This is a genomic window from Nonlabens sp. Ci31 (genome assembly GCF_012974865.1).
In the GTDB taxonomy this organism is placed as follows: domain Bacteria; phylum Bacteroidota; class Bacteroidia; order Flavobacteriales; family Flavobacteriaceae; genus Nonlabens.
This window is the reverse complement of the sequence record NZ_CP043633.1, coordinates 2,108,037-2,122,783: the sequence shown is the minus strand read 5'-3', so window position 1 is coordinate 2,122,783 and position 14,747 is coordinate 2,108,037. Positions and strand designations below refer to the sequence as shown.

Below are 14,747 nucleotides of genomic sequence, written 5' to 3'. Positions count from 1 at the left end.
TTTTTAAATATCCGCTTTCGCGAAAGCGGAACACCCACTAACAACAAAAACAGAAACGAACTGAGTTTACAAATATAAGTTGGTACTCCCGAGCCGAGCATAAAATTGGAAGCCTTTTATTAAATATTATCAGGAAGTTAAAAAATTCCATTTTGAAATCCTTTTTTACCAGTTCAAATAAATTCTTCAAAAGAGCATAAATAGCCCCTTTCAAGAACTCTGGCTATGTCTTATATCTACGAACGAGAATTACACGGGGATTTCTTTACTAAATAATTCTTTACGCAAGATCACGAGCAACAGCAATAAATAAAATAAATAATTACCTAAATAAGCCATCACCACACCTTCTTCTTGATAGGCTGGAATCAAGTAAAGAGCTAATAGGTAAAAAGATGCAATGCTCCATACTTCAGCTATAAGGTACCTCCTCAAATCGTTCATAGCAATAAATCTAAACGCCATGACCGTAGTAATGATCTTTATAAAATCACCTAATAGTTGCCATTTAAATAAGCCACTTGAAGCGTCAAATTCTGTAGTGAACAGAATGCTGATGATCAAATCTCTAGAAAAGTAAATAGCGATAAGACCTACTATAACTAGTGGTAATATTGTTTTATAGAAATTCCATATGGTAGCTCTATAGTTCTTATGACTGTTATCTTTACTCAAACTAGGCAAGACATAAAGGCTGATCAAACTGGTTACAAAAAGCATGTAATATCCAGAAATACGCACTACAGCCTCCCACCATCCAGCAGCCTCATCACTCACCTCTACTCTGACTTGATCTCTTACTAATATATTTACCAACGGAATCAGCAAAGCACTGACCAGTGCCATAATACTGTATTTAAGCAACTGCCGACTGGCTTTTTTATCAAAGTAAAAATGCAGAAGCTCTTTAAGTTTTATAGTTTTTTCTCCTTGAAATAACCAAAAAGCAACAGCTGCAATAGATTGTAAAAAAGGAACTAAAGCAAGGGAGTACAAGGCTCCTGAAAGGTTGTATTGATAGACCAGTATCGCAGATGCTCCAAAAACTAGAAGACTTATGATGATATTGAGAATGATAAATTTCTTGTACCATTCTAAACCTTGCATAAGGCTGGTAATAAAAACAAAAACTACATAAAAAGGCAGCGAACAGGCAAGCACTTTAAAAAGGATAGAAAAGTCTACCTCTGTCGCAATAAGCTTTTGATCCAACCATGAAGCGGCAAAGAATATCACAACCGCTGCTACTATACTGGCGCATATGCTCCATACCCAAGCGGTACCAAATACCTTTTTTAACTGTGCCGGCTCTTGTTGAAATTCTGCCGTATTTTTAACCAATCCATTTTCCAGTCCTAATACAGAAAAAGTAAATAAGCCTTGTGTAAAATTACGCAGATTACCCAGAATACCCATCCCTGCCGCACCTACATACTCTGCAAGAATTTTAGACATGATGGCGCCTATACCTATTTTAATAAATACATGTATGGAATTAAAACCGGCTACTTTGAGCAGTACATTTTTATGGAGTTTATAGAACGGTCTTCTCATCTAGTATCCATTTACTACCTGGACTACTCTTTGCATTTGCTCCAAGGTCAAAAGTGGATGACATGGCAAGCTTACTTCTGTACGATGTAATTTTTCAGTTACAGGAAACCTAAGTTGGTTGAGATGTGCTAATGCTTTTTGTTGATGCGGTGGCACTTCATAATGCGCACTAGTCCCTATTCCCTGACTGTCTAAGTGATCTACAAAAACTTTCCTTTGATCTACATAAACAGGGAAAACATGAACTACATTATTGTTGAGAAAATCGAGAGAATGCAGCCGTACTTTACTATTCTGCAGATGTTTCAAATAATAAGCAGCTATCTCTACTCTTCTTTGATTATCGGTATCGAGTTGTGGCAATCTGTTGAGCAAGAAACCCGCTTGTAATGTATCCAGTCTCGAATTAACTCCTACTAAATTATTGACAAAACGGCTTTCTCTACCATAGTTTGCGATCTTACGACAGGTAATTGCCAGTTCGTGATCGTTAGTGGTTATCGCCCCTGCATCTCCAAGAGCTCCTAAGTTTTTTGTTGGATAAAATGAGAACGCACTCGCTCGAGCTAGATTTCCTGACTTGAGGCCTTTATCATTAGTTGCTCCATGAGATTGTGCTGTATCACAATAGATAGGAATAGACTTTTCTCTTGCATAGTCATAAACCTCATCACCTACCAGCTTGCCGTAAATATCTACAGCTATGATGGCATCATATTTTTGATGGAGCTGGCGCAACGCTTGTGTTGTTAAATTGAGCTCTTCCACATCTACAGGAATAGGTTGCATACCCGCATGAAGGATGCTTAAAAAAGTGGCGATATACGTATGAGCAGGGACTGCAATTTTTGCCATTTCAGGAAGGTTTCCTAGAGCGACTTCAGCTTTTAAGATAATTGTGAGCGCGTCCAGTCCATTTGCAGTACCTATACAGTGACTTGCTCCACAATAAGAAGCAAAAGCGCTTTCAAACCTACTCACCCATTCTCCACCTATCAGCTTTCCTGTAGCTTGGATTTCTTTAAACGTCTTTAGATCTTGTTGCGCAAACCTGTTGTTATAAGGTTGTAGATCTAAATATGGAATATAAGTTGATATCATTTCCTTCATGGACTAAGTAACGAAGATAGCATAACAAAAGTGCTTTAACTAAAGGCTTCTTTTAAATTACCGATCAAAGCGAGGCTGGTCATCACCAAAAAGAAGAAATTAACTCCTATTCCAACATGTTTTTTCCAGTGGTAGCTCTCTCTAATACTCAAAACACTAAAGAAGACTCCTAAAAGAACCGTTACAAAAAATAAGGTAATTAAGTAACCGGTTATATCGTTGATTGTATGGGCTGCTGTCCTTGTGGTCTGGCCTAAAATCGTAAAAACAATGAGCAATACCACTGAAAAAACGGCAAAATGAAATGATCTCTTTGTATTCTTCATTTGTTAAAAATCTGTTGCAAATTTATTGCTTTTTTAAAATATAAAGGTAACACTACTTAACATTGCTTAACTAGACATTAGGACCTTGAACTAGGTAATTACTTTAAATTTGTACCTTCATAAGATTGGAAGTATAGGTTTAGATTATTGAATTAGCCTTTTTTAATTATAAGCATCCGAAAATATTATGAAAAAGAAAAATAAGTTAAGTTTGGTTGAATGACCACCATATAATAAGTGTTTGATAGCAACTTATTGTACGGTGGTTTTTTCTTTAACCTATTGATCACCATTCTATCTCCCATCGTTCCCACTCTTCTTGCTGACAGCCCAACTGTTTTTTAAAACGCTGCAGCCCTTTATTTACAGATCCGTCTTTTTCATTTACTGGCCCATAATCCATTAAGCGGAATCCTTTTCCTTTAAATTCTTTCATAGCCTCCATATAAATATAAGCTACAGCATCTGTCTTCAATCCTTCGGGAGAGCTGGCAGCATACTGAGACTTTACTATGTTTCCCTTTATAAAAAAAGTGACTCCAGCAAGTAATTCATCCTCTCGATACACATGGTGTTGAATGATGTTATCTGGAAACCTGGAAGCGAGTAATTCTATTTCTGCTATACTGTGCACTGGCTTTGAATGGTGACGTTCTGCCAATTGTGGTATTAAAACTTCTTCCCAGAAACCCCTAAAATCATTTCCGCTTTCCATTCTCAATCCCTCAAATTTACCATTGCGGTAACCTATAGACTTTTTAGGTGACACTTGTATTTTTTGATCTAATGGTACCGAATGATTGTGCAACTTTCGATTAATAGTAAAACCCTTCTGTTCTAAAACAGCTGTTATTTCTTTATTGATAGAGTTATAGGATACTGGTGGTAGTTGTAACTCTGCTTTCCTGCCTACAGACATGGATGGCGATAAAACGAGACCTTTCAGATACTCCAACAATGCATCAACAATGCTTTCTATACTTTTTACTGCTGCAACCTTGATTATCAAACCAGCATAACTCAAACCCCGATGACTGTAAAAAACACCTTCTTTTACGTGAGCAGGAACACAGCAAATCAATTGACCATCTAGGTACATCATTAAACTGTGATCTTCAAAGCGCTCCTGGTGATAGTCCATAAAATCACGTTCCAGAAGGAAGGTACCGTTAACAGAGTGCTTGATAAAGGCGTTCCATTGTATGGTGTTTTTTGGAAGATATTTTTTAACCTGTATACTCAACAAAAATTATTAAGACGCTAAGATAAGTAGAAAGAGGGTTTTTAAACTTGAACCTGAACCTGAACTTGAAATCGAATGTGAATGTGAATTTGAATTCGAATTTGAATTTGAATTTGAAAATCAAAACTTTTGTTTCCCCACCTTTCAGGGTTGGGGAACACAAACAAACTGCGCAACCTTCAGGCTTGGTGCACTGAGATCAAAGCCAGAACCTTTTCCCCTGCCCTAAAGGGTGAGGTTTCTAATTTTTTACTCCACAAAATCTTATGATTCATACTCCATATTAATACTACTGTTGTTTCCCCACCTTTCAGGGTTGGGGAACACAAACAAACTGCGCAACCTTCAGGCTTGGTGAACAGAGATCAAAGCCAGAACCTTTTCCCCTGCCCTAAAGGGTGAGGTTTCTAATTTTTTACTCCACAAAATCTTATGATTCATACTCCACATCAGAATAACCGTAGTTATCGCACCCTTTAGAGATGAGGGACGGCAACAGAAACAAAATAGACCCTTTAGGGTTGGGGGAGGGAAACAAACTCCGAAAGCTTTTAAACAAAAAAGACTGCCTCTTCAGGCAGTCTTTTCTATAGTATAATTCTTAATTAGAAATTAAGAAAGTTGTTTTCCACTGCGTTTACGTTGACCTTCATCAAGAATAATCTTACGCAATCTTAAGTAATTAGGAGTTACCTCTACGTACTCATCTTTTTGTATGTATTCCAGCGCTTCTTCTAGTGTAAATTTTACTGGTGGAGCGATCTTTACTTTATCATCGTTACCAGCACTACGAACGTTAGAAAGTTTCTTCGTTTTTGTAAGATTGACCGCTAGATCATCTGGTCTAGAATTCTCACCTACTACCTGACCCCCATAAATTTCTTCACCTGGATAGATAAAGAATTTACCACGATCTTGTAATTTATCCATAGAATAAGGAATCGAAGTTCCTTTCTCCATAGAAATCATAGAACCGTTGATACGTCCTTGAATGGCACCTTTATAAGGTTCAAAACCTACAAAACGATGGTTCATAATAGCCTCACCAGCAGTAGCTGTGATCAACTGGTTACGCAACCCGATGATACCACGAGAAGGAATTTTAAATTCACAAACCATACGCTGCCCTTTAGGCGCCATACTGGTCATTTCTCCTTTTCTTAAGGTAACCATTTCAACAGCCTTACCACTAACCCCTTCAGGTAAGTCGATAGTCAGCTCTTCTATAGGCTCACATTTCACACCATCAATTTCTTTGATAATTACTTGTGGCTGCCCTATCTGTAATTCATAACCTTCACGACGCATCGTTTCAATCAGTACAGAAAGGTGCAATACACCACGACCAAAAACCATAAACTTATCTGCAGCACCAGTATCATGTACCTGTAATGCAAGATTTTTTTCTAGCTCCTTATTAAGACGATCGTTAATGTGACGCGAAGTCACAAATTTACCATCCTTACCAAAAAATGGCGAATCGTTAATGGTAAACAACATACTCATCGTAGGCTCATCAATAGCTATAGTTGCTAAGGCTTCAGGCTCTTCAAAATCAGCAACAGTGTCTCCTATTTCAAAACCTTCTAATCCCACAATAGCACAAATATCACCAGCCATTACCTCATCAGTTTTAGCTTTTCCCATACCGTCAAAGACATACACCTCTTTAACTTTGGCCTTTGTGATAGAACCATCACGTTTGCATAAAGAAACACTTTGACCTTCTTTAATAGAACCTCTTTTTACTCTACCGATCGCGATACGACCTGTATAGTTAGAAAAGTCTAAAGAAGTAATTAATATTTGAGTAGTTCCTTCTTCTACGACAGGAGCAGGAACATGCTCAATCACCATATCTAGTAATGGCTCGATATCAGTTGTTTCATTCTTCCAATCTAAAGACATCCAGTTGTTCTTGGCACTACCGTAAACAGTAGGGAAGTCCAGTTGCCATTCTTCAGCTCCCAGTTCAAACATCAAGTCAAAAACCAACTCATGCACCTCATCTGGTGTACAATTTTCTTTATCTACTTTATTCACTACCACACATGGCTTTAAACCAAGGTCGATTGCTTTTTGTAACACAAAACGCGTTTGTGGCATAGGACCTTCAAAGGCATCTACTAAAAGTAGTACACCATCAGCCATGTTCAACACACGCTCTACCTCACCACCAAAATCGGCGTGACCAGGAGTATCAATAATATTGATCTTCGTGCCTTTATACATTACTGATACGTTCTTTGCAAGGATGGTAATCCCGCGTTCACGTTCAATATCGTTGTTATCAAGAATTAAATCTCCGGTAGTTTCATTCTCACGAAAGGTTTCACAATGGTGTAAAATCTTGTCTACTAACGTAGTCTTACCGTGGTCTACGTGAGCGATAATCGCGATGTTTCTAATATCTTTCATAAAAAATAATGCTTCTAAGCGGCTGCAAAAATAGTCTTATTTATTGGTTTTTAACACTTTGTTACGTTAAATGATCGTTATCATTAACTATCTGATTTTCAGCAAATTTATTCTTAGGACCGCTTTCGCGAAAGCGAAATACTTTCCAACTCCACCGTTTTTACACCAACAGCCGCATCATTTGGATACTATGAGATTTTCTTTCTACAAAAAAGTGCTGAAAATTTATATCAACATAAAGTGCCAAATACTTAAGAAGTGTCTGTTGCTATTTATATATCAAAGAAAATTTCGAATCCGATGTCGCTCCTATATTCCTTCATTTAAAAAATCCCTTTTGCACGTAGTTCATTTGCCCTTTTAACTCATAATGATTAGGGAAACGTTATCATCAAAGGACGCTATTCGGGTATTTAAAATACCATAAAAACGACTTGCCAAGAAAATCAATTCGATGATCCTTAGAAATAACTGACTTTTCATACGTATTCAGTAAAATATTAGGTATTACCTAAATGAGTATTTACACCCATCGTTATCTATGTATTTACACCCAATTCTATTAAAACCAATTATTTAAGATTTATTTAGACCATTATAAAAGGTTACTTTTGACATTTTTTGTATTAAACATTAACATAATTGTGGCGTTTATCGAATAAATAAAATTGGTTCCATTACGATCCTAAAGACGAAATAATAATTTTTAGCATTTCGAATTTAAGAAGTAAAAGTGCTCTAAGAACCCTATATCAGGCAGATTATTTCACTATTATCCTCACAAAAAAAAATATTTAAAAAACCGTACACATTTTGCATCAAATAAAACGTATGTTTTTTCTTATAATTTAGTTAAAAAAATATTATGTTTGCTAATATTCTAGCTTTCAGATAACCACTAATAGATAAATGTAAATAATGGGAGAAAATTATTTTAAGTATTCGGTAGTAAAGGCACTATGTCCTTTAATTTCAATACTGTTGTTTACCACAAACTCAAATGCGGTGACTTCACTGCGTACCCATGCTATGCTAAATAACTATGTAGACGCGTCCGTATCAGATAGCGATCTGCTAAAAAACAAAGAATACCTTTATATATACTGTTGCTATTTTGCTCAAGGCGAAAAAGAGAAAAATGCAGTTCCCTATCTAGAAACTCAGCTCGGTATGCATATTGCAGCTTCTACTGATCTTACCGGTGCCGCTGGTAATTGGACACCTATATTTGGAGAAGGTGGGAAATTTGGTTCGACACCTTCTACTTTTGGTGGTGTTGTTGCCGGTAGAGGTAGAACCTTCGTTGAGCCGTTTCTCAATAGTGGTTCTTCAGTAGAAGGGAGAACTTCACTACTGCTAAGGAATGTTGAAGTTATGACATTTGGAGGTTCTGGCACTTGGGCTACAGTAAACCGACCTCCTACAGTATTAGTGGTAAATACAACAGAAATTCTTTTTATAAAAATGATCCTACAAGATGGAACTGCAACCAGTGACAACAGCATACATCCAAGAGATATGAACTGTAATGCTACGATAAGCTAGATAACAGTGCCCTAATCCTCTCTATTAGTAAGAAATTTGGTTTACGAAAAACAGGAGTTTTTATATAAAATTAACTACAGTGAAAACATAAAAATGACGCATATGTATATCGATCCAAAAAGGGAACGATCATTTAAAAAAACGCTAGGGGCAAAGTTATTGCTACTAGTAGCCTTTATATGGGTATCAGTAGGCTATTCACAAACTTCCAATTTAGTGGCAACCTCCAATGGAGGGGTATTAATAGGCTGCCCTTCTCAATTTGATACCTCAGGTATATACTCTTGCCAAGCGTTAAACGATGGTATCCTCAATAATGATGGTTGGGCAAGTGCTCCAAATCCACCTGCATTAAATTTTGATTTTAGATTTAGCGGCAGCCAGACGGCACTTATAAGTCAATTTAGAATAAATACAGGTACTGCTGAAGGTGTATACTGGAGTAGAGACATACAGATTTTTACATCCAATGATAATGGCGCTAATTGGGTTTTAAGGCAGTCAGCTACACTTCCTAATAATAACAATACCCTCACTTATAACATCACATCTGTTCAAGCTAACCGGGTGCGATTAAGGATTTTAAATGGGCACGATGATGATTATTGGGAGCTTGGAGAGTTTGAAGCTATAGGCACATTTAATCTTATAGATCCTTGCGACCCTGTTGCCTCAGGAAATACAGATACCGATGGTGACGGTGTTTCTGATGTATGTGACTTAGATAACGACAATGATGGGATTTTAGATACTGATGAAGGTTGTATAGAAACTACTTCTACCATCACATTAGTTGGATCACTCCCTAATCATTTTTCGAATGCTACTTTTGCGGACTTGTTTGATGCCAATACCGCTAACGCTGTCAATGCTGACCGTAGAGTTCATCACCCACCAGGTAACGATCTTAATTTAAATTTTGGAACAACTTTACCTACCAATACTCAAATAACCGTTTACTGGGGTAATAGTCTACAAAATAACACTCCAGCTAACTATTTGGGTTTAGAAATATTGCTTTTTAATGGAGCTACTCAAATTGGACCAACCTACGCAACCGCTTATGATCCCGTAGCTTCAGCAGCTATAAGACAGTTTAACGTATTTTCTGCCGGTCCTATTACCTCTATAAGAATTAGAAGTAGACAAGATAACGATGGAACAGACCCACATCTATTTGAATTTAGTGTAGATGGCAAATTTGGAACATCTATTACTATTCCTTGTAGTGGTCAAGATACAGACAGCGACGGTATTCAAGATCATTTTGATACTGACTCCGATAATGATGGTTGTAGTGATGCGATCGAGGGAGGAGCAAATTTTACCAATGCAAATACAAATTCTAATGACACACTTACAGGTAGTGTAGATGCTAATGGAGTTCCAACAGCAGCTACGGGAAGCGGGCAATCTGTAGGGAGTAGCCAGAATAGTGCTGTACAAGATGCCAACTGCCCTGATCCATGCGACCCTATAGCCTCTGGAAATACAGATACTGATGGAGATGGTGTCTCCGATATTTGCGACCTAGACGACGATAATGATGGTATTCTAGATACAGAGGAGTGCGGCCAGACTACAGACATTATTCCAATATTTGGTTCAGGCGCGATTGATAATTCTGACGATGGAACTGTAGCGGTACCTGGAGCAACAGTGACCTATGATTTTACTGAAAATGGTGGCAGTATATCCGTACAAGACCTTAATGGAGCAGGACAACAAGGACCTGTTTTCTTTTTAAGTGGAACTACAAATCAAGACGTCACGGTAGATATGGTTTTTGCTCCTAATTTCGTAAATCCTAGATTTACCATATCAGATTTTGACACCGCTGAAACTGCTATAGTAACCTTGTATGATGAAAATAACAATATCATTAACTTATCAGGTAGCACAAATGTGACCGTTGGAAGTCAAATTACACAGTCTGGAGCTAATGGAACTACTTTTACAACCACAACGAATAATAATATTAGCGGGGATCTTGTATCTAGTAATCCGCTAGGAAGTGTCGTTTTTAATTTTTCAGACCAAGAGATCAGCAGGATTACCGTAAGAGTAGATTTTGTTCAAAGTTCATCCTTACGGTATACCCAAATTACCTTTTGTGGGGATACCGATGTTGATAACATACGCGACCATGTAGATAGCGACTCTGATAACGATGGCTGCTTCGATGTGGTAGAATCAGGAGGAGTAGACGCTAATAATGACGGTGTTTTAGACGGTACAGGTTTTGACACTGACGGTCTGGTAACAGGTGGAACAGGTGGCTATAATGGTGTTACCGGTAATGAATACAACGCTACACGTGTGGTGGTAACAACACCACCGACAGACCAAACGGAAGCTAATGGAAGCCCAGCCACTTTTAGTGTAAACGCTCGTGGAGATGAGACGAATGCCTTTGCTGGTACCGCACCCGCTACAACTCCTAATTATACCGCACCAGGAAATGCCAATACTGGACTCAGGTATCAGTGGTATGCAGGCGACCCCAACTCCGGTGGTACCTTACTTACCAATACAGTACCTTATACGGGTACTACTACCAACAGTCTTTATATCAGCGATACCACAGGTCTGTATGGAACTGAATATTATGTTGTCGTTACTCACGTCAATAATGTCTGTATCAATGAGGTGTTCAATGCTACACTAAATGCAGATCCTTGTATAAATGGAGCCACAGCTGGCATTGTAACCGCAAACGACCCAGATGCAGATGGCATCAATAATGTTTGTGATTTAGATGACGATAATGATGGTATACTAGATACTAATGAAAATCAAATGGTAGTGCTTTCCACATCTTCAAGCTTTAGTACTGCTACTTTAGCATGGCAATCCTCTGGTGTTTCTATTACCGCTGGTTCTACTATCGAGTTTACAGCACCTACATCATCCATAGGCTCTGCAGTTGTAAACGGTGGACCACATAACGGTCAATCTTTATTAAAGTATATTTTTGATAATGGTTCTGTTAATCCCAGATGGGTTGATTTAGATGGAAATTGGTATGAAGATGGTACCGGTAACTATATAAGGAACCCAAGGAATTCTGTTGATCTTGCTTTTGCAAATCTGCTAGCTGCTGATTATACTAATATTTTACGATTTGTAGCCATGGTGGATACCAACGGGAATGGGCAATACAACCCCGGAGTGGATGAATTGTTAGGAGAAGTTTTTTCTGTCAACAATACCATTTCAGTTACCCCAACAGTTTCAGGAGAAATATTTGTGGTTTTTGCCGACAATAATTATAATGATAATGACGGAGATTTAACTTTCCAAATAGAACAAACGGTCGGAGATACAGACTTGGACGGTATTGTCGACTCCTTAGATCTTGACTCTGATAATGATGGCTGCTTCGATGTGGTAGAATCAGGAGGAGTAGATGCTAATAATGACGGTGTTTTAGACGGTACAGGTTTTGACACTGACGGTCTAGTAACAGGTGGAACAGGTGGCTATAATGGCATTAGCGGTAACGAATACACCGCTACCCAACTCAACATAACAGTTGCAGCAGCAAACCAAACCGTAAATAATGGAGCTACAGCAACCTTTAGCGTTACCGCTCTTGGAGACGAGACGACCACATTTGTAGGTACAGCGCCTGCCACAACACCTAGTTATACCACACCAGGTAATGCAAATGCTGGAATCAGATATCAGTGGTATCTAGACGACCCAGATGCGGGAGGTACTCCTATAGCTCTAGAAACGAATGCCAGTTTAAATATTACAGCAACCGAAGCCTTAGATGGGCAACAATACTTCCTAGTCATTACACACGTGGATTATGTTTGTGCACGTGAGGTACAATCGGCAACACTTAGCGTACTACTGCCAAACTTGGCATTAGTCAGAACAGCGACTTTTAATGATACTAATGGCAACGGTTGTACAGATGCATTAGAGACGCTTACTTATACTTTTCAAGTGAACAACCTAGGGAACTCCAGTTTAACAGCTGTAAGTCTTACAGATGTAGAAGTGCCTGTTATTAATTTTGTCAATGGCGATACAGATGGCAATGGCGAGTTAGATACAACGGAAACTTGGGTGTATACTGGTACTTATAGCATTACTCAAACAGATATAGATGCTGGCTTTATAACCAATCAAGCAACTGCAGAAGGAACAAGCGGTACTCAAACAGTAAGTGATCTCTCCGGTTCTAATAACAATAACGATCTTCCTACGCTAATCAACTTAATCGCTTGTGGCGTTGGAGGAAATAGCTTCTTCGGAGAGCGCAGCGGAAACCAAAACACAAAAGGAATTTACAATAATTTCTATGGAAATGCGGCAGGATTATCTAATGTCACAGGGAATCACAACCTATTCATTGGTGAGAACAGTGGCTTTGCTTTAAATCAAGGTAACTACAATGTCTTTATTGGTAAAAGCGCTGGTGTGGTGAATACGTCATCTAACTACAATACCTTTTTAGGGAGTTACACAGGCGCTACAAACACAGGTCAGGGCAATATTTTTATTGGTCATTATGCAGATGGTTTGGTCTCTAACGCCAATGACCTTTTTGTACTTCAAAATGACAACCTAGATACGTCCCTTATATATGGAGATTTTCAAGCCAATACCCTTCAGATAAATGGACGATTGATCATTCAAAATAAATTAAACTTATCACCTAAAGCTCAAATTCCATCAGCGCCTAATACTGGAGATATGTATTACGATTCCAGAGATAATAAATTAAAAGTATGGACGGGTTCTGTTTGGGAATCACTTAATTAATACTACTAGATTATGAACTTAAATATATGTACTTACCAGCCAAAGCAGTTTCAAATCCAATGCATGCTATTGCTGTTGTTCTTATTAGGCTCTAGCAGCCTAATAGCACAAGTAGGTTTGAACACAGCAACTCCTAGCGAGTCTTCTTCACTAGACGTCGTATCTGGAAATACCGGGATACTCATACCTAGATTAGCGCTTACAGGAACCAATGACGCCCTTACCATTGCAAATGGAAACATTGAAAGCTTGTTGGTGTACAACACCGCAACGGTAAGCGATGTAACTGCAGGTTTTTATTATTGGGACAGTACCCAATGGGTTCGTTTGGTAACTAGTGGTACAGAATCTAGAGACTGGAGTTTAAATGGTAATGCCGGTACGGTAAACGGCGTGAATTTTATAGGAACCACAGACACACAGGATCTGGATATCAAAACCAACAACACTTTGTTTTTCAGATTTACTCAAAGGGGACAGATCGATTTTTTAAATACAGGGGAATCCGTATTTATAGGAGAAAATGCTGGAGAAGCAAACGATAATACCATTACGACGAGATCCACCTTTATAGGAACTAATAGCGGTGTCTCCAATATCTCTGGTGAAGACAACAGTTTTTTTGGAGCTAATAGCGGGCAAAGCAATACCACAGGAGAAAAAAATAGCTTCTTCGGTTCTCAAAGTGGTGTAGCTAATGTAGATGGATCAAAAAATAGCTTTTTTGGAGAACGTACAGGGATCCAAAATACTTCAGGTTCTGATAATAGCTTTTTTGGTCAGACATCAGGTAGTTCCAACACCACAGGACTCAGCAATACTTTTTTAGGCAGCGCCAGTGGTCTTAATTCTAGTGTAGGAGATGAAAATGTGTTTGTAGGATCTACAGCAGGGCGCAATAATGCTGCTGGAAACTCCAATACCTACATAGGAGCTACTAGTGGCGCTTTGAATACTGGAAACAACAATGTCTTTATAGGTTTTGGTGCAGGTAACGGAGAAACTACCGCTAGCAATACCCTTATTATTCAAAACAACCCTAATGATGATCCTTTAATATATGGGAAATTTGATACTGACGAAGTGGAAATAAGAGGAGGTTTGAAAATAAGCGATATCATCAATTTAACCCCTAGAGCTACAGCACCAATTACTCCGTCAGCAGGAGATATATATTACGACAGTGGCACTAATAAAGTGAGACTGTGGAACGGTAGTGTGTGGGAAAATTTAAATTAAAGATAACGTCAGAAAAAAACCTTTATCATCGTTTAAAAACCTAAACTGATTAGAATAATTGGATACCTATAGTTATAAAAAGAAGTATGCTTATTCCTTAAATACTGTTCTAGTATATATCCCGGATGAGCACCCCAACCAAGAATAGGACTGCTTTAAGACAAGCTATATTTATGAATATACGCTCCAAAAGATTTAGACTTTCTTAAGAACGATTGGAATCCAGTTTTCGCGCCACCCCTGCCGGCAGGCGGGAAAGCAAAATACCTTCCAATACCTACACTCCTATCCTATCTTTATAGCAATCACTAAATCTACCTTAGCTATTTAATTTTATCGGAGATGATGAAAAGCTTAATACCGCAGAAGAAGAAGTTCTAACTTTTTATCATTTGATAACGAATCCCTTAAAGGACAATTATAACCGTTTATCTACAATGTTTATTTCATTTTAGCATTAATTTTTACATATTATTTAGTTAAAAAACCAGTATTTTTGCTAACTTACTAGTTGTCAGATAACAAATAGTTAG

At 38.1% G+C, this 14,747-nt stretch carries 8 protein-coding genes; 3 read left to right on the top strand and 5 right to left on the bottom strand.

Translation table 11 applies throughout. The features are described 5' to 3' along the window. Positions 1–249: 249 nt before the first annotated feature. From F0365_RS09355 to typA, 5 genes are all read right to left on the bottom strand, one after another. Complete coding sequence (locus F0365_RS09355; protein WP_169933449.1) at positions 250–1,554, bottom strand: O-antigen translocase; 1,305 nt, start codon at positions 1,552–1,554, stop codon at positions 250–252. Further along, positions 1,555–2,664, bottom strand: a complete 1,110-nt coding sequence (locus F0365_RS09350; protein ID WP_240961587.1) for a DegT/DnrJ/EryC1/StrS family aminotransferase — start codon at positions 2,662–2,664, stop codon at positions 1,555–1,557. Positions 2,665–2,699: 35 nt separating this feature from the next. Beyond that, positions 2,700–2,990 carry a hypothetical protein gene (locus F0365_RS09345; RefSeq protein WP_169933448.1) on the bottom strand — a complete coding sequence of 97 codons (291 nt, stop codon included), beginning with the start codon at positions 2,988–2,990 and terminating at the stop codon, positions 2,700–2,702. A gap of 286 nt (positions 2,991–3,276) precedes the next feature. Further along, positions 3,277–4,233 (bottom strand): GNAT family N-acetyltransferase, encoded by a 957-nt coding sequence (locus tag F0365_RS09340; RefSeq protein ID WP_169933447.1) that lies wholly within the window; start codon positions 4,231–4,233, stop codon positions 3,277–3,279. Between the two features lie 612 nt (positions 4,234–4,845). Then, positions 4,846–6,651 carry a translational GTPase TypA gene (gene typA / locus F0365_RS09335; protein WP_169933446.1) on the bottom strand — a complete coding sequence of 602 codons (1,806 nt, stop codon included), beginning with the start codon at positions 6,649–6,651 and terminating at the stop codon, positions 4,846–4,848. A 918-nt stretch (positions 6,652–7,569) separates the two neighbouring features. Here typA and F0365_RS09330 point away from each other — a divergent pair. The 3 genes from F0365_RS09330 (at position 7,570) to F0365_RS09320 (ending at position 14,214) form a co-directional block, all read left to right on the top strand. Continuing rightward, positions 7,570–8,196, top strand: coding sequence for a DUF4347 domain-containing protein (locus F0365_RS09330; RefSeq protein ID WP_169933445.1), 627 nt, complete (start codon positions 7,570–7,572; stop codon positions 8,194–8,196). 93 nt (positions 8,197–8,289) lie between these two features. Continuing rightward, positions 8,290–12,975: a beta strand repeat-containing protein gene (locus tag F0365_RS09325; RefSeq protein ID WP_169933444.1), complete on the top strand. Its 4,686-nt coding sequence runs from the start codon at positions 8,290–8,292 to the stop codon at positions 12,973–12,975. 12 nt (positions 12,976–12,987) lie between these two features. Continuing rightward, on the top strand, positions 12,988–14,214 hold the full coding sequence (locus F0365_RS09320) for a hypothetical protein (protein ID WP_169933443.1): 1,227 nt from the start codon (positions 12,988–12,990) through the stop codon (positions 14,212–14,214). Positions 14,215–14,747 lie beyond the last annotated feature (533 nt).

Bases quoted from the DNA above. Each gene is read 5' to 3' on its own strand.
- F0365_RS09355 (WP_169933449.1), bottom strand. From the start codon at position 1,554: ATGAGAAGACCGTTCTATAAACTCCATAAAAATGTACTGCTCAAAGTA.
- F0365_RS09350 (WP_240961587.1), bottom strand. From the start codon at position 2,664: ATGAAGGAAATGATATCAACTTATATTCCATATTTAGATCTACAACCT.
- F0365_RS09345 (WP_169933448.1), bottom strand. From the start codon at position 2,990: ATGAAGAATACAAAGAGATCATTTCATTTTGCCGTTTTTTCAGTGGTA.
- typA (WP_169933446.1), bottom strand. From the start codon at position 6,651: ATGAAAGATATTAGAAACATCGCGATTATCGCTCACGTAGACCACGGT.
- F0365_RS09330 (WP_169933445.1), top strand. From the start codon at position 7,570: ATGGGAGAAAATTATTTTAAGTATTCGGTAGTAAAGGCACTATGTCCT.
- F0365_RS09325 (WP_169933444.1), top strand. From the start codon at position 8,290: ATGACGCATATGTATATCGATCCAAAAAGGGAACGATCATTTAAAAAA.
- F0365_RS09320 (WP_169933443.1), top strand. From the start codon at position 12,988: ATGAACTTAAATATATGTACTTACCAGCCAAAGCAGTTTCAAATCCAA.